Annotated in this window: 26 protein-coding genes and 1 pseudogene; 14 read left to right on the top strand and 13 right to left on the bottom strand. The window is 57.8% G+C overall.

The features are described 5' to 3' along the window. Window positions 1–245: 245 nt before the first annotated feature. The 3 genes and pseudogenes from FHT86_RS23370 to FHT86_RS23360 all read left to right on the top strand — a co-directional run bounded on the left by FHT86_RS23370 (window position 246) and on the right by FHT86_RS23360 (window position 2,109). Window positions 246–1,010: an SDR family NAD(P)-dependent oxidoreductase gene (locus tag FHT86_RS23370; protein ID WP_133709829.1), complete on the top strand. Its 765-nt coding sequence runs from the start codon at window positions 246–248 to the stop codon at window positions 1,008–1,010. 96 nt (window positions 1,011–1,106) lie between these two features. Further along, window positions 1,107–1,306 (top strand): annotated as a pseudogene (locus tag FHT86_RS23365) (aldehyde dehydrogenase family protein); the annotation flags it as partial. A gap of 11 nt (window positions 1,307–1,317) precedes the next feature. Beyond that, window positions 1,318–2,109: an aldolase/citrate lyase family protein gene (locus tag FHT86_RS23360; protein WP_133709828.1), complete on the top strand. Its 792-nt coding sequence runs from the start codon at window positions 1,318–1,320 to the stop codon at window positions 2,107–2,109. 94 nt (window positions 2,110–2,203) lie between these two features. On the opposite strand, the gene FHT86_RS23355 is transcribed toward FHT86_RS23360, so the two are convergent. From FHT86_RS23355 to FHT86_RS23340, 4 genes are all read right to left on the bottom strand, one after another. Beyond that, window positions 2,204–2,869 (bottom strand): YiiX/YebB-like N1pC/P60 family cysteine hydrolase, encoded by a 666-nt coding sequence (locus FHT86_RS23355; protein WP_133709827.1) that lies wholly within the window; start codon window positions 2,867–2,869, stop codon window positions 2,204–2,206. Between the two features lie 283 nt (window positions 2,870–3,152). Continuing rightward, a complete protein-coding gene (locus FHT86_RS23350) occupies window positions 3,153–3,302 on the bottom strand; it encodes a hypothetical protein (protein ID WP_166656917.1) in 150 nt (49 codons plus the stop codon). A 122-nt stretch (window positions 3,303–3,424) separates the two neighbouring features. After that, a complete protein-coding gene (locus tag FHT86_RS23345; RefSeq protein WP_133709826.1) occupies window positions 3,425–4,618 on the bottom strand; it encodes a Gfo/Idh/MocA family protein in 1,194 nt (397 codons plus the stop codon). A 96-nt stretch (window positions 4,619–4,714) separates the two neighbouring features. After that, complete coding sequence (locus FHT86_RS23340; protein WP_133709825.1) at window positions 4,715–5,353, bottom strand: bifunctional 4-hydroxy-2-oxoglutarate aldolase/2-dehydro-3-deoxy-phosphogluconate aldolase; 639 nt, start codon at window positions 5,351–5,353, stop codon at window positions 4,715–4,717. 217 nt (window positions 5,354–5,570) lie between these two features. Between FHT86_RS23340 and FHT86_RS23335 the strand changes: the two genes are divergently transcribed. The 4 genes from FHT86_RS23335 to FHT86_RS23320 all read left to right on the top strand — a co-directional run bounded on the left by FHT86_RS23335 (window position 5,571) and on the right by FHT86_RS23320 (window position 8,970). Then, complete coding sequence (locus tag FHT86_RS23335; RefSeq protein WP_312862484.1) at window positions 5,571–6,632, top strand: substrate-binding domain-containing protein; 1,062 nt, start codon at window positions 5,571–5,573, stop codon at window positions 6,630–6,632. Window positions 6,633–6,835: 203 nt separating this feature from the next. Continuing rightward, the gene (locus FHT86_RS23330; protein ID WP_133709823.1) at window positions 6,836–7,705 is read left to right on the top strand and encodes a class II fructose-bisphosphate aldolase; all 870 of its coding nucleotides are present in this window, start codon (window positions 6,836–6,838) and stop codon (window positions 7,703–7,705) included. A 77-nt stretch (window positions 7,706–7,782) separates the two neighbouring features. Then, window positions 7,783–8,289: an SRPBCC family protein gene (locus FHT86_RS23325; protein ID WP_133709822.1), complete on the top strand. Its 507-nt coding sequence runs from the start codon at window positions 7,783–7,785 to the stop codon at window positions 8,287–8,289. 21 nt (window positions 8,290–8,310) lie between these two features. Then, complete coding sequence (locus tag FHT86_RS23320) at window positions 8,311–8,970, top strand: DsbA family protein (protein WP_133709821.1); 660 nt, start codon at window positions 8,311–8,313, stop codon at window positions 8,968–8,970. A gap of 360 nt (window positions 8,971–9,330) precedes the next feature. On the opposite strand, the gene FHT86_RS23315 is transcribed toward FHT86_RS23320, so the two are convergent. After that, window positions 9,331–10,320 carry a LysR family transcriptional regulator gene (locus FHT86_RS23315; RefSeq protein ID WP_133709820.1) on the bottom strand — a complete coding sequence of 330 codons (990 nt, stop codon included), beginning with the start codon at window positions 10,318–10,320 and terminating at the stop codon, window positions 9,331–9,333. Window positions 10,321–10,483: 163 nt separating this feature from the next. After that, entirely contained in the window at window positions 10,484–11,413 is a 930-nt protein-coding gene (locus FHT86_RS23310; protein ID WP_133709819.1) for a LysR family transcriptional regulator, read from the bottom strand. A 119-nt stretch (window positions 11,414–11,532) separates the two neighbouring features. Between FHT86_RS23310 and FHT86_RS23305 the strand changes: the two genes are divergently transcribed. Continuing rightward, window positions 11,533–12,078: a carboxymuconolactone decarboxylase family protein gene (locus FHT86_RS23305; protein WP_133709818.1), complete on the top strand. Its 546-nt coding sequence runs from the start codon at window positions 11,533–11,535 to the stop codon at window positions 12,076–12,078. A 58-nt stretch (window positions 12,079–12,136) separates the two neighbouring features. On the opposite strand, the gene FHT86_RS23300 is transcribed toward FHT86_RS23305, so the two are convergent. The 4 genes from FHT86_RS23300 to FHT86_RS23285 form a co-directional block, all read right to left on the bottom strand. Then, the gene (locus tag FHT86_RS23300) at window positions 12,137–12,958 is read right to left on the bottom strand and encodes an alpha/beta hydrolase (protein ID WP_208116678.1); all 822 of its coding nucleotides are present in this window, start codon (window positions 12,956–12,958) and stop codon (window positions 12,137–12,139) included. Window positions 12,959–13,020: 62 nt separating this feature from the next. Next, window positions 13,021–13,413, bottom strand: a complete 393-nt coding sequence (locus FHT86_RS23295; RefSeq protein ID WP_133709817.1) for a nuclear transport factor 2 family protein — start codon at window positions 13,411–13,413, stop codon at window positions 13,021–13,023. Window positions 13,414–13,475: 62 nt separating this feature from the next. Next, window positions 13,476–14,336, bottom strand: coding sequence for an SDR family oxidoreductase (locus FHT86_RS23290; protein ID WP_133709816.1), 861 nt, complete (start codon window positions 14,334–14,336; stop codon window positions 13,476–13,478). A gap of 492 nt (window positions 14,337–14,828) precedes the next feature. Beyond that, the gene (locus FHT86_RS23285) at window positions 14,829–15,620 is read right to left on the bottom strand and encodes an alpha/beta fold hydrolase (RefSeq protein ID WP_133709815.1); all 792 of its coding nucleotides are present in this window, start codon (window positions 15,618–15,620) and stop codon (window positions 14,829–14,831) included. Window positions 15,621–16,227: 607 nt separating this feature from the next. Here FHT86_RS23285 and FHT86_RS23280 point away from each other — a divergent pair. The 6 genes from FHT86_RS23280 to FHT86_RS23255 are packed head-to-tail and all read left to right on the top strand — an operon-like array spanning window position 16,228 to window position 21,903. Next, window positions 16,228–17,574 (top strand): LLM class flavin-dependent oxidoreductase, encoded by a 1,347-nt coding sequence (locus FHT86_RS23280; RefSeq protein ID WP_133709814.1) that lies wholly within the window; start codon window positions 16,228–16,230, stop codon window positions 17,572–17,574. Between the two features lie 26 nt (window positions 17,575–17,600). Further along, window positions 17,601–18,446 (top strand): ABC transporter permease, encoded by an 846-nt coding sequence (locus tag FHT86_RS23275; protein WP_133709813.1) that lies wholly within the window; start codon window positions 17,601–17,603, stop codon window positions 18,444–18,446. Between the two features lie 43 nt (window positions 18,447–18,489). Continuing rightward, window positions 18,490–19,497, top strand: coding sequence for an ABC transporter substrate-binding protein (locus tag FHT86_RS23270; RefSeq protein WP_133709812.1), 1,008 nt, complete (start codon window positions 18,490–18,492; stop codon window positions 19,495–19,497). An 11-nt stretch (window positions 19,498–19,508) separates the two neighbouring features. Beyond that, on the top strand, window positions 19,509–20,279 hold the full coding sequence (locus tag FHT86_RS23265; RefSeq protein ID WP_133709811.1) for an ABC transporter ATP-binding protein: 771 nt from the start codon (window positions 19,509–19,511) through the stop codon (window positions 20,277–20,279). A 35-nt stretch (window positions 20,280–20,314) separates the two neighbouring features. Further along, window positions 20,315–21,670 carry an LLM class flavin-dependent oxidoreductase gene (locus FHT86_RS23260; RefSeq protein ID WP_133709810.1) on the top strand — a complete coding sequence of 452 codons (1,356 nt, stop codon included), beginning with the start codon at window positions 20,315–20,317 and terminating at the stop codon, window positions 21,668–21,670. Beyond that, window positions 21,592–21,903: an SDR family NAD(P)-dependent oxidoreductase gene (locus FHT86_RS23255; protein ID WP_312862483.1), complete on the top strand. Its 312-nt coding sequence runs from the start codon at window positions 21,592–21,594 to the stop codon at window positions 21,901–21,903. The genes FHT86_RS23260 and FHT86_RS23255 overlap by 79 nt, the downstream gene beginning before the upstream one ends. Window positions 21,904–22,040: 137 nt before the next feature. Here the strand turns inward: FHT86_RS23255 and FHT86_RS23250 are convergent, their stop codons facing one another. The 3 genes from FHT86_RS23250 to FHT86_RS23240 all read right to left on the bottom strand — a co-directional run bounded on the left by FHT86_RS23250 (window position 22,041) and on the right by FHT86_RS23240 (window position 24,230). Beyond that, entirely contained in the window at window positions 22,041–22,247 is a 207-nt protein-coding gene (locus FHT86_RS23250) for a cold-shock protein (RefSeq protein ID WP_133709808.1), read from the bottom strand. Between the two features lie 307 nt (window positions 22,248–22,554). Further along, window positions 22,555–23,400: an ABC transporter permease subunit gene (locus FHT86_RS23245; RefSeq protein ID WP_133709807.1), complete on the bottom strand. Its 846-nt coding sequence runs from the start codon at window positions 23,398–23,400 to the stop codon at window positions 22,555–22,557. Between the two features lie 35 nt (window positions 23,401–23,435). Beyond that, window positions 23,436–24,230 (bottom strand): taurine ABC transporter ATP-binding protein, encoded by a 795-nt coding sequence (locus FHT86_RS23240; RefSeq protein ID WP_133709806.1) that lies wholly within the window; start codon window positions 24,228–24,230, stop codon window positions 23,436–23,438. Between the last annotated feature and the right edge of the window lie 8 nt (window positions 24,231–24,238).

The following is a 24,238-nucleotide window of genomic DNA, read 5'->3' as shown; positions in this document are numbered from 1 at the left end:
TGCACGACCCGCCCTGCAGATACGGGGATCCTGCGCAATGGCGATCATTTGGCAGCCGCCGCGTCACGCAACAAATCGGCTGTCGATGTCGTCAACCGTGGTGTAAAAGCGGAAGAAAACTGACACTACGCGGCCAGCGGCGAGATTCTGAAAGCCATAGAACAGCTTTGATACGACAGACAAACCGGCTTCGCCTGATGGCGGGCCGGGCATGACATGACCGGCCGATAGGAGCGGCTTTATCAATGGAGATCACTCAATATCCGAGCCTTCGTAACCGGACGGTCGTCGTTACCGGCGGGGCCTCGGGCATCGGCGAGGCAATTGTTCGCGCCTTTGTTGCCAATGGCGCTCGCATCGCTGTCCTCGATATTCAGCAAGAAGCCGGAAGCCGGCTGGCATCGGAGCTTTCGAGCGGACAGACGAAGGTCGATTTCTATCCCTGCGATCTCACCGATATCGGGGCATTGAAGGCTGCATTCGCCAAGATCAGGAGCGAGATCGGGCCGGTCGCCGTCCTCGTCAACAACGCCGCCAATGACCGGCGGCAGGATTTCCTTGATGTTTCCGCCGACGAGTTCGACTGGATGATGTCCGTCAATCTGCGCCACGTCTTCTTTGCCGCGCAGGCCGTCGTGCCGGATATGCGCCAGCTCGGCCACGGCTCGATCATCAACATGACTTCGGGTGCCTGGATTCGTGGTGCGCCAGACATGCAGGCCTACTGCACCGCCAAGGCGGCGATCGTCGGTTTCACCAATTCGCTTGCCCGCCAGGTCGGGCCGGACCGCATCCGCGTCAATGCGCTGGCACCGGGCATGATCATCACCGACAGGCAACGCGCGCTCTGGTATCAGGATGAAAGTAAGATCGACGCCGGCCGCCAGATGCAATGCATCCCCGATCCGGTCGAGGAGAGCGACGTCGCACGCGCCTGCTTGTTCCTCGCCGCCGACGACAGCAAGATGATCACCAAGCAAGTACTTTTGGTGAACGGCGGAACGGTCTGAGGACAGCAAGAGGAGAGGTCTCGGGCAGTATCCACGCCTCCTGCTGCCAGTCTCGAAATGCTGGATGTGTTGGCCCCTCGCAACAGCGGTTGTTCTGATGTCGGCCGTATCTTTCGGGTAGCCGAGGCGCTGGAATTCGGTATTGTCGGGATCCACGAAGGCCTTATTTCCTCTGCTGTCGCCTGCCCCCCATTCGGCGGCGTCAAGCAATCCGGCATCGGCAGCGAGGCTCGAAATACGGCATCGAAGAATATCTTGAAGTGAAATATCTTGCCCTTGGCGGGCTTGGTGGTTGAGGAAAATCATTATGACGACTGATATTGACGGTTTCGCCGGGCGCCTGAAGCGCCGGGAAAATGGTGGCATGATCGCAGCCTGGATTGGCACACCCGACCCGTTGCTGGTCAACCACCTGTCGCAGGAGGCCTTCGACGCCGTCGTGCTCGATATGCAGCACGGCATGTGGGACATGGCCTCCGCGGCCAATGGTGTCGCCCAGGTGCGGCTAACCGGTAAGCCGGCGATAGCGCGTATTCCTGTCGCTGATTTCGCCTCCGCCTCGCGGCTCCTGGATGCCGGTGCTTCCGGCATCATCGCGCCGATGATCAATTCCGCCGATGATGCCCGCGCCCTGGTCAAGGCGACAAAATATCCGCCGCTCGGTGAACGCAGTTGGGGTCCTTCGCTTGCCCTCAATCACCTCGGCATTGCCGCTGACGAATATCTGCAGCGGGCCAACAGCTTGACCGTCACCATCGCCATGGTCGAGACGCGCATGGCGCTCGACGCGATCGATGAAATTCTTGCCGTAGATGGTATCGACGGCATTTTCGTCGGCCCGTCCGATCTCTCCATCGCGCTCTCGAATGGCGCGCGTCTGGCACCCGACAGCGCTGCGATCGACCAGGCGATGGCGCATGCCGTGGCGCGTTGCCGCGCGCATGGCAAGCTGATCTGCGCCTTCGGTAGCGACGGCGAACGCGCCGGGCAATTCCTCAAGCTGGGCCTCGACCTCGTGATTGCCGGCGCGGAAACCGCGCAGCTTCGTGCCGGCGCTCGCGCCGCCATTGTCGCAGCGCGGAAAATTGCTGCTTCCTGACATAGCGTCGAGATTGAAGCCAAGTCAGGCGTATGGCGGTGATGTTCTGATCACCGCCATCGAGGCCCATTTCATGATGGTGTGGACACAGCCATCACAATGGGTAGTTCGAATAAATCATCCTGAGATTTGGATCATTGGCGATACTCACTGGCGTCACGAGACTCTGATTGAGGATGTATTTATAGCACTGATCGAAATCGTAGCCGCGCGCAGTACATTCGCTATCGCGCTGCCATCGCGACTGCATCAGGTTTCTGACCAGCATGTTGTCGATGTGTAGCTCAGATATTTTCTGCACCTTGCCAATCTCGATGCCCACAGCCTTGTAGGCGAGGTAGGGCAGTTCGCTGCAGTAAATCGCATCGTTATTGAAAGAGAAAAAGAGGTCGTAGGGTTTGCCGTAGAGTGCCCGGGAGTAGGACAGAAGCTGCTGTGCGGTTTCGGCTGTGAGGCGTGGATCACGATAGATCGCCACCCGTCTCAACAAGCCGTGATTGACCCAGGTTTTCAGCGGTGTTTCCTTAACCCTTGCCGCGGCCTCGACGACCGTGATTGCGCCATTGTCGTTTTTGATGATGCCCATGTGTGAAAAGGCGGAGCCAGTGGCGAATATGATCGCGCTTGATTGGTTACTGGTCGATGTCTGAAAAATCAGATCGCCGTCTTTGAGCGGCGGATAGTCGCCGCCTGCAATGGCATAGAGCGTTCCAACAACAAGACAAACGCACAAGATCGCAATAGCCATCAACTTCTTCATGCCATCTCCAAAACCGTTTGAAAGCCTTCGATCAAGTTATTCTTTATACGGCGTCTTTTGGGCTGAGACCTGGCACTCCAAGAGGCAATCATGAAACTCACGATAAGGATCGTTTTGCGGGAATAGGGTCATCGCGGCTGCCACCTCTTTTGCCTCCATATCCGACCTTATTTTCTAATGCCTTCCATGTGCGCAGGGCGGCCGAAAGCCAGCGTCTTCAAAGCATCAATGAGGAAGAAGTCAGGCGAGGAAACGTTGAGTGGAATCCAGATGTCGGCGCCCTCTAAGGGGCGATTTTGACATAGCAAGGATTATACATGTTATAGCCGCAGCCATTTCCGACGGCTTGTGCAGGCGTAATAAAATTCTGCAAGGCGATGACTACGAGTGCGGCAGCTATCACAGTCAGAACTGTTTTTACATATTTGTCCATAACATTCCCCTAAATATACAACCTATGAGTATAATCACTAACGCGATTCTCGTGCGATTGCGAGGGGTGGCAACGATTGGAATCTATGGCGGGTCTCAGACGGGAAAGTTGCTATCTGGAAATCAAAACCGATCGTGCTCGTAAACCACCTCAGTCCACGTTCCCGTCGCCGTCGACTCCAGACACTCATCGATGAAGGCTAGTCCATCGACGCCGGTCCAGGCATTCGGCGTCAGTTGCGCCAGCGGATCGGGCTCCGCGCCGGCGATGCGGGCGGCAACCAGCTCGGCGAAATCAGTATAGATATTGGCGAAAGCTTCAAAGAAGGCTTCGGGGTGGCCGACGGGCAGGCGGGTGCCCCGCTGGGCGTGCGGATGCAGGCTTGGCAGGCCGCGTGTGCGCACCTCATCGGCACGGTTCAGCCGCATGACTCGCAGATCGTTGGCCTCGGCTTGATTCCAGGAGATGCCGCCGTCTTCACCATAGGCCTCTATGCTGACAACATTCTGCGCGCCGGTCGCCACCTTGCTCACCAGCATCTGACCCCGGGTGCCGTCATCGAATTTCAGGATCACTTGCGCCGTATCGTGTGCCGTCCGGCCGGGCAGCGACGGGCCGACATCGGCAAGCACTGCGGTGATGCGGCGGCCACAAACAAAGCTCATCAGTTGATGCGCATGCACGCCGATATCGCCGAGCACATGGCTTTTGCCGCCCTTGGTCGTGTCGAGCCGCCATTTGACGCGTGGCGCCATCTTGTCCGGCTCAGCCTCGACGGGTCGGCTGAGCGAGCCTTGTACATAGCGGACATTGACGAGACGGAGAGCGCCAATTTCGCCGCCGGTGACGGTGGCCCGCGCCTCGCGCACCATGGGATAGCCGGAGTAATTATGGGTGAGCGACAGGATAAGGCCGCGGTCATGTGCCTTGCGGGCGAGCGCCAGCGCGCTGTCGTAATCGTTGGTCAGCGGCTTGTCGCAGATGACGTCAAGACCGGCGTCGAGAGCGGCTGCGGCGTATTCGTAGTGGCTGTCGTTCGGCGTCATGATGGCGACCGCGTCGATGCCGTCAGCCCGGACGGTTTCGGCTTCGATCATGGCTTGGACATCGGTATAGCCGCGCTTGATACCGAAGGCATGGGCAGAGTTCAGCGATCGTTCGGGATCGGAGGAAAAGACGCCGGCGGCGAGATCGAAACAATCGTCGAGGCGCGCGGCCGTGCGATGCACCGGACCGATGAGCGAGCCTTGTGCGCCACCGATCAGGCCGAGCCGCACCCGCCTGCCAAGAAGTTTGAAAACCACAGCCTGCGACATGAGACTCGCCTTTCATACTGACCGGTAGGAAAAATTAGATAGCGCAACCCTACCAGCAGCACAGCGCCACGCTCGATATTTTTGGCACTTACGACGTCAGCGCGCCGCTGCTGCGACCGACACCTTGCCGCGTTCATGGATCGACTTCCAATCGGCCGCTTCGATCAGTTCGCGGGGCGCGAGGAAAGCACCGCCGACAGCAATAATGTTGCGTAGCGCCAGATATTGGCTGGAATTGTCGTCCGAGATGCCGCCGGTCGGACAGAATTTGACATCAGGGAAAAGCGGGTCGACATGCTTGATCCAGCCCATGCCACCCATCAGATCGGCAGGAAAGAACTTCTGCTCGAAGAAACCGAATTCACGGGCAAACAATGATTCGCTCGGCGTGCATACACCGGGCAGAAAGGGCAGGCCGGAGAGGCGCGCGCCTTCCGCCAGCGCCGGCGTCAGCGCGGGGCTGACGCCGAATTCGGCGCCGGCATCTATCACAGCGGCAAGTTGATCCGGCTTGGTGATGGTGCCTGCGCCGACGACGGCATCCGTGCCCAAAGCCCGCATCCGCTTGATCACCTGCGGCCCACAGGCGCTGCGCAGCGTCACTTCCAGAATGTTGATGCCAGCGCTGACCAGCGCTTCCAAAAGCGGCTCGGCATGATCGGGGTTTTCTACATGCAGCACCGGAATGAGTTTCGCATGTGGCGCAATCAAGGTAGCGACGGGATACTGGGTCATGGGAAAACCGATCTGAGGATGACAGGAAGAGTTGCGGGTCACTCAATAGTACTGCGCAGAGGAGACTTGCATAGATCGATTCAAACGGTAGCTATTTGGTTGTCAGACCATTGATGCAGATCGCCACACCCCAAACCACCCAAGAGTGGTGCTTGCACGCGCATTCGACAGCGGGCATTGTCATGCAGGTGAGGTGGAGCAAAGGGAATTGTCGAAAGTGCAGGGAACGGGAACGGGGCGTGGCTTGCGGCGGGATCCGGGTCAGCGTGTGACGCTGCGCACGGTTGCGACCACGCTCGGCCTGTCGATTACAACGGTCAGCCGCGCGCTGAAGGAAGGCCCCGAAGTCAACCGCGAGACAATCGAACTGGTGAAGCGAGTAGCCGGCGAACTCGGTTACCGCCCAAATCTCGGCGGCCTCAATCTCAGGACCGGCAAGACTCATGCAATCGGCATCGTATTGCCCTTCGAACGCGAAGGCGAGATGAACATCGTCGTTGCCTCGCTGGTCGAAGGCGTATCGCGCCATATGAAAAGCTATGGCTATCGGACTACAGTCGTGCCGCAGTTGCAGGCGGACGATCCCCTAGCGACCGTTCGCGATCTCGTCGAAGAGGGCTCCGTCGACGGTGTCATCATCACCCATACGCGACCGCAGGACGACCGCGTCAAATATCTGCTTGAGGTCGGCACGCCTTTCGTCACCTTCGGGCGCACCGAGCTCCTAAGCGCCCATCCGAATGTCGATCTCGATCACGAGGCCATTGGTGCCGAAGCTGCGCGGTTGCTCTTGGATGCCGGCCATCGCCGGCCGCTGCTGATCGCGCCGTCCAGTCAATTCACCTACAGCCTGCAATTCGTCAAAGGCTGGAGCAAGACCTTTACGGCACGCAATCTCACCGTTCCCGACGACCTTATTCATTTTGCGGCGACGACGCCGGACAGCGGTCAGGAGCTCGCGAAGAATATCGTCGCCTGGCATCCGGAGGCGACCGGCGCCTTCGTTGCCAGCGAAGAGGCAGCACTCGGTTTCCTCGCGGGTTTGCGTATGGTCGGCCGGCATGCGGGCAAGGATTTCGCGTTGATTACCTATGGCGGCACAAGATTGCACGATTTCTTCAATCCGCCGCTCAGCGCCTTCTATTATTCGAACTATATCATCGGCGAGCGCCTGGCTTCGCTGTTGTATCGTGCGCTCGGTGGCGATGATCCGGGCGATCTGCGCGAACTCGTCCTTGCTGAATTCGTGGATCACAATAGCCAGGCGCTCTCAGCGTAATTTCAATTCGCTTCTCGCCATCCGCTCGGTCCGGCGCGCAAACGGCCAGGGCCGCGCTCGTTGAACGCCATGCATTATGTTTCTGAAGACGTTTCACTTCCAGCGACTATCATTCGCACTATGGTCCATTTAATGATGGCCCACGCAATATTGGCCGCACCAATGACGGCTATTGACCATCGAGACGAATATGGAGTCATCCAATGAAAACCTTTCGCGAAATCCTCCAAAAGGCTGAGTCGGACGGCGTGGCGATCGGCCATTTCAATGTCGCTGATTTCACGTTGATAAAGGCTGTTTTCAATGCGGCTCATGAGCTGCGGGTTCCAGTTGTGGTCGGCGCGTCCGAGGGAGAGCGAAAATTTTTCGGAACAAGACAACTCGCCGCTCTGGTGAAGAGCTTCAGGGACGAATTCGGTTGGCCGATTTTCTTGAACGCCGACCATACGCATTCGTTGCCAAGCGCTCTCGAGGCGGTGAATGCCGGCTTTGATTCCGTGGTTTTCGATTTATCCGCCCTGCCATTTGAAGAGAACATCCGACAGACCAAGGAAGCCATCGAAGCGCTCAAGTCCATAAACCCGTCAGTTCTGGTCGAAGGCGAGATCGGCGATATCGGAACCGGTTCGGAAATTCATCAGGACATAAAGACTTCTGACCAAATTCTGACAACCGCTTCGGAGGCACGGCATTTTGTCGAATCCACCGGGATCGATATTCTCGCGCCGGCTGTGGGGAATGCCCATGGCATGGTGCAGAGTATGGTGGACGGTGCAACGAAGAAACATCTTCAGATTGAGAGAATTCGGGAAATCAAGGCGGCGACCAACGTCTTTTTGACTCTGCATGGGGGATCGGGCACCGCGGACGCCGATCTGAAGCATTCAATAGAAGCCGGCATCAACATAGTGCATATCAACACGGAACTGCGCCTAGCGTGGCGACGGGGACTAGAGGACGGACTGGAGAAACGGAAGTCGGAGGTGGTCCCCTACAAAATACTGCCGGCTGTCGTCGAGTCGGTTCAACAGGTCGTAGGTTCGAGGCTCAGGCTGTTCAGTAACTTGTCGTAGAGGACGTGTCGGTTGATCGCTATGGAAGCTCGCCCGCCAGGTAGCTCCGAAAACGAGAGGATCGACGGAGAGACATTATGCAAAGGGCTTCATCTCTGCCGCCGAACAAAAATGAGATTGAAGCGAGCGTAACCATTCATCGTCCAGTCGAGGTGGTTTTTGGTTTTTATCGGGATTTTACGAATCTTCCTGATTTCCTGGGAGACGTGATAGCGATTGAGCAGATCGGTCCGGCAACTTACCGATGGACAATACTAGGTCCCCTCGGTGTTCGGGCAAATTGGACTGTGCGAGTGACCGAGCTGCGCACAAACGAATTGATCCGGTACGAAACAGTCACCCCACCCAAACTGAGAACTTACTGGGAAATTCATTTCGTCGCCGCATCTGATGCCGGCGACACAGAAGTTCGCGAGGTGATGAAAGCGCCTTTGGGAATACTCGGGCGCGTGGCACTCGCCCTGATAGGAAAATTCCCAGCCAAAGAAGTAGGAGCAAATTTGCGTAGGCTGAAACAGATCATGGAGACGGGAAGCGTCACCGATGCCAGCTATTCTGTGCCGGGCAAGTTTTCGAACATCTGAAATGAAGCGCGAGATCAATCTATGAACGAACAAGGATCTGTACAGGCTCCTGAGAGAGTCACCGCCGCCATCGGCCGCCCAATCACTCAGCTGACGGTACTTCATTGGTACGATTTCATCTGCCCTTTCTGCTACATCGGGCAAAGTCGCGACGCGATTTTCGAGGACCGTGGATTCGAAATTGCCGATCTCGCGTTTGAAATACATCCGGAGATCCCGCCTGGCGGCAAATTCGTCGGTCCTCGGAGCGGAGAGATGTACGACAGGCTTCAGGAAGAAGCCGATGACGCGGGTCTACCGTTGCACTGGCCAGAGCGCCTGCCCAATAGCCGCATGGCGCTGGCTTCGGCGGAATGGGTCAGGCGGAACCGGCCGGACGCGTTCCGCGAATTCGCTAGATCGCTCTTCGCTGCTCATTTCGCCGACGGGGTGGATATCGGCAGTCAAGATGTCGTGCGTGAGCGTGCACGTGCAGCCGGCGTGAACGTCGATAAAATGGGCCGGGCATTGGCTGACGAATCCGCTTACCTGCTTGTGAGCGAGACGGAAATGCTCGGTCGGCAAGCGGGCGTTCGTGGCACTCCGGCATGGCTGGTCGGCGGAAAGCTCATTGCCGGGCTCCTTCCACAAAACACCTTTATTCAGATCGCCGAGGAAAATCTGACAGACCGTAAGAGTTAGGGTTCGAGGCGAGCCGCCGCGACGCGATATCAGTAAGATCGAAACGGTCTTCCTGACTGGTAAGGCTCAAACGCCAACTGTGGTCCCACTCGCGCCAGTTCAAGTGCCATTGTTGACAGATCGCTGGCGGATGCGGCCGTGGTGGACATTGACTTGGGTTCATCTCCCGACATGCGGGACCGTTCTGGCTCTGCGAGCGAGGAACTGCGTCTGTTCGACAAGCTCGTTCCCGAAATGCGGGAGGTCCTCGACGAACGGGGTCGGCCATGAGTTTTTTGGCATGAACGAGCTTGTTCCCGGAGCGAAATACGCAACTGACGTCGCCGCTGCCGAACTGAAGCATGCCTTTAGGTAATAGTGTCAGCTTGCTCCTATTGCGTCAGCTTCAAGATGCGCACTCGCTCGGCCAAGAATATCTCGCAGCCAGACATGGGCGGGGTCCTTATGCTGTCGTTCATGCCAAAGCAGGCACACGTCGAGGGCAGCGGTGCAGTAAGGCAGTTCATATGCCTCCACCTGCTTGTTCCGTTGCAGCGCTTTACCTAGCGGACGAGGAACGATGGCTGCGAGCTTATTGGCGTTCAGCAAGGAAGGAAGAGCAAGAAAGTGGGGGAGGATTACGCCAACCCTGGGGCTTGAGCCGCGTTCAGCGTAAGCGCTTTCGAGAGCCTCTCTGTCATACATCTCGGACCGGCGTGCGAGACCACGTTCCAACAGGTATCCGGCAATCGCACCTTCCTGGTCAGCACCGAACGAGACAACACAGAGCGTCATTTCCTCAAGCATCTCCAATGTCATCGCTGTGAAACGTGAACCGGCCTGCGTGATCAAAATGTCGTCATAACCAAACAATTTTTTCGATTTGAAGCGTATCGCGGAGGTTGAAAATGTTCCTATTGCAACATCGATCCGCCCAAGGTCTATCTGCTCAGCAAGATCAATTCGGGTCACCGGTTTGATGACGATATCGATAGAGGGAGCCTCGTTCTGAAAGATTTGCAGCAGATTGGGAACCAACACCATGGTTGTAAAATCATTTGCGGCGATCGTGAATGTCTTGCGAGCCGTCCTGGGGTCGAAGGCGGGTGCCTCGATCGCGCTCTCCAACGATAAGAGCGCATTGCGAACGATCGGTGCAAGCTGAAGAGCTCTATCCGTCGGCTGCATGCCGGGACCGACGCGAACAAAGATTTCGTCACCAATCATGTCACGCAGACGCGCCAGCGCGTGGCTTACCGCCGATTGTGTCAGATTAAGCTTTTGGCTGGCCCGGAGTACGCTTCGCTCGTCCATCAACGCCTCAAACACGCGCAATAGATTGAGGTCAAAATTTCTGAAGGATGCACTCATACGGTTACGCCCAGCACATTAGATGATCGCCTATCGACGAGCGAGATTACCGTCCTGTGCGCAAATGGCCAGCACAGTACGCATGGTGCGATCGACGCGGCACACCGAAGGCAATGGCCGCCGCGATGTTCGACACGGATTCGGCGATCCTCGATCCGAACCTCTATCGCTCTTTTTGGGTCCGCGCGGTTAGCTCCTCCAATGCCGTTTTGAGACGAGGTCGAGCAAAGTCGATAAACGTCCGCAGCTTCACTGGCATTTGGCCGCGCGAGACATGCACGAGATGGATGGGGACAGGCTCCGGCTCATATGAGCCAAGAACGATCTGTAAAGTCTTTGCCTGGACAGCATCGGCGACCTGGTAGAGCATCAAACGCACTGCTCCCGCCCCTCGGATAGCCGCGACGGCGGCAGCTTCGGTGGATGTAACGGAAAGCCGGGGCCTGATGGGAATCTCCACGGGTACCGACGATTCCTGGACTTGAAACCGCCATGCCAGTGCCGGCACGGGTATGTCTACAGTCACGCAGGGAATGCGCGCAAGATCGTCGGGCGATTGGGGCGTTCCGTGGGATGCGAGCAACGTCGGGCTCGCGCAGACCACCGTTCTCATGGATCCGACGCGGGTTGCGCTCAATGAGCTGTCCGGCAGGGTCCCGATGCGGACCGCCATGTCAATTTGGTCGTCGACCAGATGAACGTTCCTGTCTCCCAAAAGGAGCCGAACGTTTATCTCAGGAAAGAGGGCCAGGAAGTCAGTAACCACGGGAAGCACGTAGAGGCGTCCAAACATGACGGGCGCCGTCAGAACAAGATCGCCCCTGGGCGCTGTGAATTCCCCAGCCGCCTCGTGTTCGGCCTCTTCCACCAGCTCCAGGATGCGACGCGCCGCCTTAACATACGTCACCCCTGTATCCGTTAACGTGAGCCTGCGCGTGGTGCGGATGAGAAGGCGTGTCGCGAGCAGAGTTTCGAGGTCGGAGATCTTTCGGCTGAGCGTCGCCAAAGGAATGTTAAGAGCCCGACTTGCCGCCGACAGGCTTCCGTGTTCGACAACTTTCAGCAGTATCGACATGGCCTCAAAGCGATCCATTGGGCTTTCCAATTTTTGGCAAGATGATTCCCAATATTAGAGCATTATCCCAGCTTCTGAAAAGAGAGATAACTCCCTCACGAGCTAAACACCGGCTCGCACAAACAAAGGAGATATCCATGTCCCGCATCGCCGTTCCATCACTCGATAACGCCCCTGAGGCTGCCAAGCCAACCCTTGATGCGGTTCACAAATCGCTTGGCGTCGTACCGAACTTATTCCGCCTGATCGCAAATAGCCCAAATGTATTGAACGGTTACGTCGGCTTCAGTGGCGCACTCGGCAAGACCTTGGACGTGAAGACCCGCGAACGTATTGCGCTTGCGGTCGCTCAGGTGAACGGCTGCGACTACTGCCTCTCAGCACACACCTATCTTGGCCTCAATTTGGCGAAAATCAGCCCGGAAGAAATCGCGCTGAACCGAAAAGGCGGATCGGGGGACCAGAAGGCGAACGCGGCCGTGCAATTTGCAGCGAAGGTGGTCCGGGAGCGAGGGCACGTGGCGGACGCCGACATAACTGCTGTTCGCAATGCTGGCTTCAGTGATGCGCAGATCGTCGAAATCGTCGCTGTCGTCGCGGAAAACACGTTTACCAACTTTTTGAATGAAGTCGCGAAGACCGAGATTGACTTCCCTATCGTCAAGGCAAGTGACGCGGCCTGAAGGCGAGGCGGGCCGGGGTGATTATCGCCCCGGCCCGTTCGTGCGGGAGATGGGAAAATCACAGCAACAAGGTACGTGCCAACGTCTTCGTCAGCACGCCCGACGCGCATGCCAGATGTTCCAATACGGTGAAGTGGTTGCGGTTATCGATCGCGACATATTCAACTGTTTCGCCTAACTTTGCAGCTGCTGCCGCATATTCGCTCGCATGGCGTACCAGCTCCGGTAACTCAGCCGCGCCCACTGCCACAGTCATGGGCCCGCCTTTGCCGATGCGCCGCAGAGGGCTGTATAGGTCGATCTCACTCGGGCTTAGGTCCAATTTCGCGTTTAACCAGGACAGGCTGATGGGCTCGAGGTCGACGAGCGGACTGATGGCCATTGTGTGGGCGAGCAACGGATGAGAACGATGAACTAGGCTGAGGTGGCCGCCCGCTGAATGCCCTACCAGACAGACGGGGCCTCGTCCGATTTTGAGCCCGTCACGGTTGACCGCCAAATGATCCAAAAGTCTGCCAATCTCTTGCACAATTTGCGTCATTGAAGACTGCGGTGCGAGGGTGTATTCCGCGAGAACAACGTTGTATCCAAGTTCAAGCGGCCCCTGGGCTACGAAAGCAAAGTCTTCTTTGCTGAGCGTCTGCCAGTATCCACCATGGACATAGACCACGGTTGGTGCACCTTCTTTGCGCCCACGAACCAAGTCGAACCGCTCACGGGGATGATCACCGTAGCGTATGTCTCGATCACATTGCGTTGTCTGGTAAAAATGCGCGCTGCGCGATTGGAAGCCTGCAAAAACGGTTTGGAAATCGGAGACCGCTTTTGTGTTGTTGTAGGCTACGTCCAGTGCGGCACGATCCATTCCGCGATAAAACACAGTCGTATCCCTCTTCGAATGGCTAAAAATTGATGCGCCGAGGTATGAGTGACGATAGTCGCTCAGCGAAGTGCTTCGAGTACCTTGGCTGTGTCTGTGTATTGGACGAACTTCAAAAGCGTATCGCCGCTAACCGTCCAGACATGCGCGTAAGGCACGGAAATGTCGCGGCCGGTTTTCCTGTAGGTACCGGTATAGGTTCCAAGCGCAACAACGCGATTGCCATCGACAATGTAATCGGAAGGCGTGGCTGCAAAGCCATCCCAATCATTGGCGACCTGCGCCAGAAGATTATCGAACACCGCCTGAGGCCCGAGCCAGGTGCCGGTGTAGTATGGGAAGCGCTCAGCCTCGGTCCATTCTATCTTTTCGTTCAGCGTAGCGAGCACACCCGGCACATCGCCACGTTCGAGTGCGTCGTAGAAGCGCTGAATCGTATCAACAGGCGAAGTCATCTTTGGAGCTCCGTACCAGAGATCGGACCGGGCCGGACCGATAGGCCGACCCGGAGCAGATCTCAGCCGATCTTCTCGAGATGACTGAGGCCAAGACCCTCGATCACTTTCGACTGAACCGGCGCGACATCGCCGTTGATCTTGTCGGCGCCGAATGCCGTTCCGACGACAGTGCGGGCAGGGCGTGTGCCCTTGGAATTGCCGACGAGTTCAACAACGGCCTCCGCGATGTCATGGGGATTGGGAGCGTTTGCACCCTGGAACATCGACATGAAGGTCTTGAACATCGCACCAGGGATCTCGCCGACCGCGCCATAGGAGGTTGCGATATCCGCTCCTGCTGGCGTCTGAATGTTCGCATACATATTGGTCGGGTACGCGCTCGGTTGCACCTCCACGACCTCGATGCCAAGTTGCGAGACTTCGTAGCGCAAACTGTCGGTCAGAGCCTCGACCGCCATCTTGCTCGCACCGTAGATGCCGAAGAAGGGAAATGTCACGCGGCCAAGGATCGACCCGATATTGATGACCAGGCCGTCGCGCTTCTGGCGCATGGAGGGAAGCACGGCCTGGGTGACGCGGAGCAGACCAATAACATTCGTGTCGAAGATCGCCTTTGCCTGCTCGGCCGTGAAGGCTTCCGTCACGCCCGCCGATGCAATGCCGGCATTGTTCACCAGCACGTCGATCTTGCCGGCCTCCGCCAACACCTTTTTGACGCCAGCTTCGACTGAGGCGTCGTTGTTGACGTCCAGTTCCACGGTCTTTATCCCAAGTTTGCCCAAAGCCGCAGCCGCTTCCTGGTTCCTGCCCTCCATTCCCCGCATGGACGCGTAGACGGTGTGACCCTCGCGAGACAGGGTTTCTGCAGTGTCGCGGCCAAAGCCGCTGCTGGCGCCAGTGATCAAAATTACTTTGGACATATGGTCTCCTTCAGAGAAAAAATTCACAATAACCTGCGCCGTTAAATCCGAACGGTTATCTTCCACCGCTCAACGTTTGCGTTGTCCATTCCGACAGCGGCTTGGAAAGCTCTGGCGGCTAGGCGTTTCTAGGCGCGGCGTGTCGGCAGCATGTCGACGAGGATCGAAGCTAATGAGTTTTTGACGTCGATGTGTTGTGGGATTCGAGAACAAAGGGTTCTTTATTCGGCAGGTCGCCGTCGGGCATCCTCTACCATCCACACATCTGCGCCGGGTAGCGACCGCAACGATCGGCGGGACCATGGCCGGCGAGACCGGAGCCGGCGTCGACGATTGCCATGGTTGTTGCCGGCCCGCCAGGCGGAATGTCAGGTCAACCGCCTGAAAGCGACCAAGGACGGGATGTATGGCAGAGCTGGCCCAGAACTCCTGAGAGCACGCTTGATATCGCTGAACCAGCTTTGCTACCACACAAAGCGGATCCAGGCCCGTTCATGTGCCAAGCGACTGCAGCGTCAGGAATCGCTCAATCATGGCGTTGACCTGGTCGGGGACTTCCAACTGGCAAAAATGACCGGATCCAACGGTTTGCCCGTAGGCCAGACCGGGCACCAGTTCCCGGAGACGCTCCATATCCGACCTCGGCTGCGGCTCGTTCGCCGCGATATAGAGGCCAGCGCAAGCAAGCCTCAATCCTTCGGATGCGGGGTCGTGGTCGCGCAATCCTTCAAATGCGGAGATCATGACATGTTGTGGCACGGACGTCATACCCGACAGGATATAGGCAAGTCGGTCCCTATCGTCCGTGGGGATCGCAAGTGCCTGTGACACGTAGGACGTGAGGGCCTCACGATAGTCGGAACCTTCGAGTTTGCGGAGGAACGGTTCCATCGCAGCGCGAGACGCGGCGGGGCGGGTAACGGCGCTGTCGATCATGACAACCCCGGCAGCCAAGTCGGGCCGCCGGCGGCCTAGTTCGTAGGCGACATTACCTCCCATGCTATGGCCGATGAAGTACGCCTTTGCCATCCCCAATTCATCGCAGAGCCAGGCGACATCGTCTGCGAAAACCTCCATGGAGTAGCTCTGTCGCGGTTGTCCGCTTTGTCCATGCCCGCGCAGATCCACAGCCATCACGCGGTATTCGAGGGACTGAAATCGCCGGATCTGGGGACTGAAATAGCTATGGTCGCAGCACCATCCGTGGATAAATACAAGAGTGGGATCGCCCACTTCGCTAAACTCAAACGAGAGGTTCACTCCATCGCGTTGAAGTGAATTCATTGATTTTGCTCCCAATGGTTGGCCGCTCGGACTTCAGGCGACCGGCCCGGCATCCAGGTCAGCAAGCTGCCATTCAGTTCTTCAACGACCGAGGCCATGCATGCGCACTCCACTGCCGCAATCAGGAGCTACAATTCTAAGGGTGAAATCTTGTAGCGTCTGCTAGCTAGTTCGGCGATATCACCAGACCTTTTGGGTCAGTGGTGCTGACCTTGCCCCCAAGTCTTACCCAGTTTTGAGTTCGCTCCGGTGATTTTTGATGTGCACCCAAAATTTGGGGCAGCGGGAGCTGGAATTTTCTGGGGTTATATTCAGTTCGGCGGGGCATGTGCTATCTGCTAGGGAATCGATCTTTGGTCACGATGAGGATCTGGCAGACTTGAAGATATTCTTCGAGACCCAATGCACCCACGTCGCCAAGACTTGATGAGCCATTGGTTCATCACTCTAGTAGGCGACAAATTCCCTATTCCCCCAGCTTCTGGAAAAACTTTCCCCATCAGGCCGACGGCTGCAAATATATAGTCTATTAAATATATCGATTATATCGCAATACTTAAGCGTGATGGCGGCGTGCCCGGCTAAACTTGCAATGTGGAGAGGAACCATGAAGAGACAGATCAAGCTCGGCGCATTTCTTCCCGGCGGCGGCCAGCATATCGCGTCATGGCGTCATCCGGACCAACCGGTCGACGGAGCGGTCAACCTCAAGTTCCACATCGAGCTCGCGCAGATAGCCGAACGCGGCCTTTTTGATGCCTATTTCCTGGCGGACGGGCTTGCGGTCGCCTTCGGCGGTGGCATCGAAGGCGGGAATGCGAGGGTGGTGGGCTTCGAGCCGGTCACGCTGTTTTCGGCATTGGCACCATTTACCGAGCATCTCGGTTTCATCGCGACGTCATCCACGACCTACGAGGAGCCTTACTCCGTCGCGCGCAAGTTCGCCTCGCTCGACCTGATCTCCGGTGGCCGGGCCGGCTGGAACGTCGTCACCACAGCAACGGAAGCCGCCGCGAGGAATTTCAATCTCGAACAACAGCAACCCCATGCGGCTCGTTATAGAAGGGCGGCCGAGCATGTCGACGTCGTCAAGAAGCTGTGGGAAAGTTTTGAAGACGACGCCTTCATTCGCAATCGCGAAAGCGGCATTTATTTCGACGTGAAGAAGGTGCACCGCACTAATCATCGCGGCGAACATTTCCAGGTCGAGGGGCCATTGAATGTTCCCCGTTCGCCCCAGGGACACCCCGTCATCGTGCAGGCTGGCCAGTCGGATGATGGGCGCGGACTTGCAGCCGCCACTGCGGAAGTGATCTTCACAGCGCATCAGAAGCTCGAGACCGCTCAGGAATTCTATCGCGATATCAAGACGCGTGCACGCGGCTTCGGTCGCGATCCGTCGCATGTGCTCATCATGCCGGGCGTATCGCCCTTTGTCGGCCGCACGGAGGCGGAAGCACGCGAGAAATACGAGCGGCTCACAAGTCTAATCATCGAAGAGGATGGGCTGGCGCTGATTAACGCGCTTAGCGGCGGCCAGCTGGATCTCAAGGGCTGCGATCTTGACGGCCCGCTGCCGCCAGCGCCACCGACAGAGGGTATGAAGAGCCGCCAGGAGCTGATCCGCCGCATTGCGGACGAGAACAATTTCTCCATCCGGCAACTTTACCAGTGGATCGCTTCCGCGCGTGGCCATTTCACCATCGTCGGTTCCGCGGTCCAGGTCGCGGATACCCTGCAGGAATGGTTCGAAAACGAAGGCGCGGATGGCTTCAACATCCTGCCACCATGGCTGCCCACCGGCCTCAATGATTTCGTGGACCTCGTCATTCCCGAGCTGCAGCGCCGCGGGCTGTTTCGCACCGCTTACGAAGGCAAGACCTTGCGTCAGAATCTTGGGCTGCCTTTCCCGCAAACCCGGTGGAGCGCCACCCATAGCGAAGCCGCCGAATAAACGACAGCCTGCAAGGAGGACGGTGCATGGCACTGGAAAGCGAACATCAGGGCACGTTGCCCAACTACAGTGAGACGCCTTTCTGGGGCGGCAAAGCAATGAGAGAGGTCGGGGCGCAGCTGCGCAATTTCGCCTCTCGCTATGGATTGCTAATAGCCTTCGCCGTGCTTTGGCAAGTCGCGCCGTCGCTCGGCTGGACAAACCGCGCCGTTCTGCCTCCGCTCGATGCGATCCTGGTCGCACTTTGGAACGGTCTTAGCAGCGGTCCCTTCGCCGGCGATGTCGGCGTCAGCCTGCAGCGTGCCGGCATCGCCTTCATCGCGGCAGCCGGCGTAGGCATTCCACTCGGCCTGTTTATGGGACAGATCCGGATTGTCGAGCGCAGCCTCGATCCGATTCTGCAACTGTTCCGGCAGACCTCCGCACTCGCGCTCTATCCCGTCTTCATCCTGCTGCTAGGGCTCGGAGAAGCGTCGAAGATCTTCGTGATCTTTTGGGCGACCCTGTTTCCAATCCTCCTTGCGACAATCGGTGGCGTCAAGCAAGTGGATCCGAAGCTCGTGGAAATGGCGCGCGTCTATGGGGCCACGCCGTTGACCGTATTCCGCCGCGTCGTGCTGCCCGCCTCCCTGCCGCAGATATTCGTCGGCCTGCGGCTCAGCGCAACTACATCGCTTCTGCTTCTCATCGCTGCGGAGATGATCGGCGCCAATTCCGGTGTCGGATTTCAGGTGATGAACGCCCAGTACAATTTCCAGATCCCGCTCATGTTTGCTGCAATCCTGCTGCTTGCCATTCTTGGCCTGTCGGCCAACTTCATCCTGGAAGTCCTGCAGGCGCGGCTTTGCCGTTGGTCCAAGGTCAAAGACTGAGGCCAAGCGCCGCTTTCATCTCAGAAATCTAACGGAGTATAAAATGCAGATTTCCCGTCGGTCCTTTGGTCGCATCGCTGCCGTTGCAGCTGGCATTGCCCTGACATTTCCCGCGAGCGCTAGCTTCGCCGCCGAGCCTGAACACGTGACCATTCGCTTCCTCGCTAGCCAGGGCGGTCTCGCCGCGCATGAGCTCGCCGATGCGCTCGGTTATTTCAAGGATACCGGCATTACGCTCAAGAATGTCGGCTATGCCCAGGGTGGGCCGGCTTCGCTCTTCGCGCTGGCGTCCGGCAATGTCGAGCTCGGAAGTGCCGCCACCGCGGCGGTGCTCAACTCGATCGCCGGCGGCAACGATTTCGTCGCAGCCTATGCCTCAAACGGCATCAACAAGACGACGGAGAGCATCTTCTACTCACTGGACGGCAGCCCGATCAAATCCATCAAGGATCTGGCCGGCAAGACGATTGCCGTCAATACGCTCGGTGCCCATCTCGACTATACCGTCCGCGAGGCGCTTCATTCCGTCGGCCTGCCCGAAAACGCGGCCAAGCTCGTTGTCGTTCCGGGTCCGCAGCTCGAACAGGTGCTGCGTTCCAAGCAAGTCGATGTATCCGCCTTTGGCTACTGGCAGAAGACTTATGAAGGCGTGGCGCTGAAAAGCGGTGGCCTCCAGAAGATCTTCGGCGACACCGACGTGCTCGGCGAAATCGCCGGCGGTTTTACAGTGTTGCGCCGCGACTGGATCAAGGAACATCCGGCGGCCGCCAAGATCTTCGTCGAAAAGTCGCAAGCCGCGCTCGAATACGCTCGTCTTCATCCGGAGGAAACCAAAGCGCTGATCGCCAAGGTTCTCGCCTCGCGCGGTGAGAATGCCGAAATTGCGCAATATTTCACTGGCTATGGCGTGCGAGAAGGCGGCAAGTCCGTGCCGCGCGACCTGCAATTCTGGATCGACATCCTCGCTCGCGGCGGCGTCCTCAAGCCGGGACAGCTCAAGGCGGAAGACATTCTCTACGATCCGGCGAATTTCGCCGTCGCCGGCAACTGAGGAGCGGGTCGATGGCAGTCGCTGACCTAATCTCGCGCGGAGAGGTGACGATCAAGAACCTCTCCAAGTCCTACTCGATCAACGGCCGCCATCTTAATGTGCTGCAGGGGATCAGCAACCACATTCGCGCTGGCGAGAGCCTGGCTATCGTGGGAGCTTCGGGTTCCGGCAAGACGACTCTGCTCAGGATTCTCGCCGGGCTCGAGGATGCGGATAGAGGCGACGTGCTGATCGACGGCAAGCCTGTTCACGGCGTCGGCACGGATCGCGCCGTGATCTTCCAGGAGCCAAGGCTTCTGCCTTGGCTTACCGTGCTTGATAACGTCGCCTTTCCGCTCGAAAATCGCGGTCTGAAAAAGGCTGAGGCGAGGGCGCGCGCGCGTCACTATGTCCAGCTCGTCGGCCTCAGCGATTTCGCCGAGGCCCTGCCTTCTCAGCTTTCGGGCGGCATGGCTCAGCGCGTCGGCATCGCCAGGGCGCTTGCCGTGAAGCCTGAAATCCTGCTGCTCGACGAGCCGTTCGGCGCGCTCGACGCTATGACCAAGATTACCATGCAGGAAGAGCTCGCTCGCATCTGGCGGGAGGAGAAGGTGACGATGATCCTGGTCACGCACGATCTCGAAGAGGCAGTCTATCTCGCCGATCGGGTGCTCATCCTCCCGAAGGAGAAGGGTGGGCGCACCCGCGAGATCGACATCGACCTGCCGCGGCCACGCAACCGCAGTGAGGCGCGCTTCGTCAAGTTTCGCGAACAGCTGTTGAATGCGTTCGGGCTGCACTGAATTTCGGCAGAATAACCCTTGAGTAGGAGAATGATATGGCCAAACGTGACGGTCAGTTGAGCCTCGGCGCTTTCCTTTTATATACCGGCCACCATGTTGCCGCCTGGCGCCATCCAGGCGCGTCTGACAGCACGCGTTTCTCGGATTTCGCGCATTTTGCCCGCATCGCCGAGGATGCGAAATTCGATGCGGTGTTTCTTGCTGACGGGGTGAACGCGCGCGTGCAGAATGTCGAGTCAGCGAGCCGCAAGGCGCATTCTGGCTTCTATCCGTTCGAGCCGATTACGCTGCTTTCGGCGCTTGCCACCGTCACGAGCCGGATCGGTCTGGTGGCGACCGCCTCCACGAGCTTCTCCGATCCCTACAATCTTGCACGGCAGTTCGCCTCGCTCGATCAGCTTTCGGGCGGCCGCGCCGGCTGGAACCTGGTGACGTCCGCCGACCCCAGCGCCGCCTACAATTTCAGCGGCGATGCGATCATCGCGCATGCCGACCGCTACAAGCGGGCGGAAGAGTTCGTCGATGTCGTTACCGGTCTGTGGGACACGTCAGACGACGACGCCTTCCTGAGGGATCGGGAGAGCGGCGTCTATTTTCATCGTGAAAAGATCCGTCCCCTCGATCATCGCGGCGCGTTTTTCCAGGTTCGCGGACCGCTGAACATTCCCCGTCCGCCACAGGGGCATCCGGTCGTGGTGCAAGCCGGCTCCTCCGAGCCTGGCAAGGAGCTCGCGGCGAGAACCGCCGAGGCGGTCTTCACTGCGCAGCAAACGCTGGAGGGTTCCATCGCTTTCTACAGCGATCTCAAGGGGCGACTGGCCAAATATGGCCGCGGGGCCGAGGATATGAAGATCCTGCCTGGCGTCTTCCCCGTCGTGGGTAGGACGCGGCAGGAGGCGGAAGACAAATTTGAGCAGTTGCAGGCTTTGCTCGAACCTTCCGTCGGGCTCGACATGTTGGCAGAGCTCGCCGGCGTGGACGAAATCAGGACGCTTCCGGTCGACGCGCTGATCTCGGAATTGCCGGAAACCGAAGGCGGCAAGAGCCGAAGAGCGCTGTTCCTTGAACTCGCTGCACGGGAAAACCTGACCTTGCGTCAGCTCTATCAACGAGTCGCCGGCGCGCGCGGGCACTGGCAAGTCGTTGGCACCGCTGAAGAGATTGCCGATGAACTGGAGGCGCGTTTTGTCAACTACGGTGCGGATGGCTTCAACATCATGTCACCCGTCCTGCCATGGGGCCTCTCAGATTTCGTAGAACTCGTGGTACCCGAACTACGCCGTCGCGGTCTGTTCCGCAACGAGTATGGGGGATCGACGCTGAGGGAGCATCTAGGGCTCAAGCGTCCGTCTTCTCAGAACGCTGTGTCCTCGGCCGTGGCGGCAGAATAATCGCTCGCTCAACCAAATGGGCCATGGAAGGCTTTTCGCGCTGCATGGCGCTCGAACTTGCGTCGAGTGGAATTCGGGTCAGCACATTCCGCCCGACCTCTATTGAAACGCCGATGACCAAGCCCTTCTGCGACGACGGCCGTGCTACCCCATCTACGAGGAGTATCGCAATCCAATCTGCATCTTGTTGGGTAGGCTCACGAGCAATCATGCCCCAACACACCAAGGGCTAAGGCGCTGGACCATCGCCTGCGCGGCGACACTTAAGGTGAGACTCAGCCTAATTCTAGCGCCAAACCACAGCCGATCGCTTGTTCGGCAAAGCCGGCACTAAACCGATTTTGCTAAGATGCATCACTTCGACGACGCGTTAGGCGTCTAGGTTGTCGGCCGACATCTTGCCGGACTTGCGATCCTTCACTAGTTCGTAGGTGATCTTCTGGCCATCATTCAAACCGCGCATGCCGGCACGTTCTACTGCCGAGATATGAACGAATACATCCGCGCTGCCGTCGTCCGGCTGAATGAAGCCGAAACCCTTCGTCGCATTGAACCATTTTACAGTGCCAGTTGCCATTGTCGGCTTTCTCCCAGTTTCGTTTTCCAGCAGCGGCGCGCTGACGGAACGGTGTCTTAATATAGGAAGCAGACTAAAAACGACCATCGCCGAGAAGCGTGTTGCAAATTTCAACTGCAGATTGAGTTCAGCCTATGAACAACAGCCGGCCTGGATATCCATGACTCGAAAAATATAATTCCCTTACAAAGGTGACCACGCTGACTCCGAAAACGAAAGAGGCTGCCGCGGAAGGAGGTGCGTCAGCTTTCGAAAAGAGCCAAACAGAACGAGGTAGCCGGAAATAATCTTATGGCCCGCTCCTAAATCAGAGCTTTCCCTTCCAGGGTACGAGCCGCTGTTCCAGGAAACGCATACCTATCGCAAAGACGAAGGCGAAGATTGCGATAACGATTAGACCCACGCAGACGACGTCGGTTGCGAGGAAGTTTGCTGCCGACATAATCATGTAGCCCAGGCCGGATTGAGCGGCGATCAACTCGGCGGCCACCAACGTGGAAAGAGTGGCTCCTATTGCAATGCGAACGCCTGTGAGAATCTCTGGAAGCGCTGATGGAAGAACTATCGTCGAAAATACCTGATATGAATTTGCGCCGAGTGATCGCGCTGCGTTGATGCGCTCCTGCGGCACCGAGCGAACCCCAGCCTGGGCGGCAAAACAAATCGGAGCGAACGCAGCCAGGCTAAGAAGAAGGATCTTCGATGCTTCGCCAATACCCAGCCAGATGATCAGCAGCGGCAGATATGCCAGGGGAGGGAGGCCCCAGTATATGTCGATCGGCACGCCGAGAATTCCCTTTGCCCACCGATTGACGCCCATCAGAAGTCCGACGGGAACACCCAAGCCGATACCGAATGCGAGCGCCGCGCCGATACGCCCGAGGCTGGCAAGGATGTGGTCGAGGAGCGTGCCGTTTGCATAACCTTCCGATGCCACGGCAAGTGCCTGGGTAGCGACGTCCATTGGCGATGGCAGAAACAGCGGAGACGCGAGACGGTACTTCGTTGCGAGCACCCAAAGAACTAGCAAACCGACGAGTGTGGCAGAACTTATAGCCAGGGTGCCCCCGGCCTTTCGGAGAGGGAGTGGTCTAGACGCACGCTTCGCCTCGCCGCCGGAAACAACCGATGCGGAATCGATTACTGCACTCATCTCATGTTCCTCAAATCTCTGATTGACACTGCTTTTTAGGCAGCCTGGCGCTCGTTGCCAGTAGCGGGCTTGTGGATGATGGAGCGTATTTCCTCTCGTAGCGACACGAACCGAGGATTCGCGAGGACAGGTCCAATGTCGCCGGACAAAGCGAACTGCCGGACGAAATCAGCTTCATAGCGGGCTACGATCCGCCCTGGCCTTGGGGACATCACCAAGATATGCGTGCCAAGCGTAAGCGCCTCTTCGATCGAATGCGTGATGAAGAAGATTTGCTTCCCTGTCCTGGCCCAAATGGCTGCCAGAAGTTGCTGCATGTTTTCCCGTGTCAGGCTGTCGAGTGCACCGAACGGTTCATCCATCAGCAATATCTTTGGATCGGTTGCAAGTGCGCGTGCGATACCAACTCTCTGGCGCATCCCGCCTGATAGCTCATAGGGTGGTTTCGCTTCGAAATCAGACAGGTCAACGAGCTTCAGAAGGTCCCTGGCTTGACGATGCCGTTCCGGTTTCGGCACACCGCGATACCGCAGGCCAAGTGCCACATTGTCTAAGACGCTTGACCAGGGAAGCAACGTATCTTTTTGGAAGACCACACCGCGATCTCCGCCCGGGCCATTGACCGCCTCGCCGTCGATAGAAATCGTCCCTTCAGTCAAGGGTTGGAACCCTGCAATGGCGTTTAGCAGTGTGGACTTTCCGCATCCGGACGCGCCAAGCGCCACGACAATGGAATCCGGCGGAATGTCAAAGGAGACACTATCCAGAGCGTGAACTTCGGTTCCGTCAGCGGCCCGGAATTTCACGGTGGCGTTTCGAATGGAAAGCATGGTTGAGT

Origin of the sequence: Rhizobium sp. BK313 (assembly GCF_014193655.1) — a bacterium.
Classification (GTDB): Bacteria; Pseudomonadota; Alphaproteobacteria; order Rhizobiales; family Rhizobiaceae; genus Rhizobium.
Note: the sequence above shows the minus strand (reverse complement) of the source record. Positions and strands in the feature narration are given on the sequence as shown.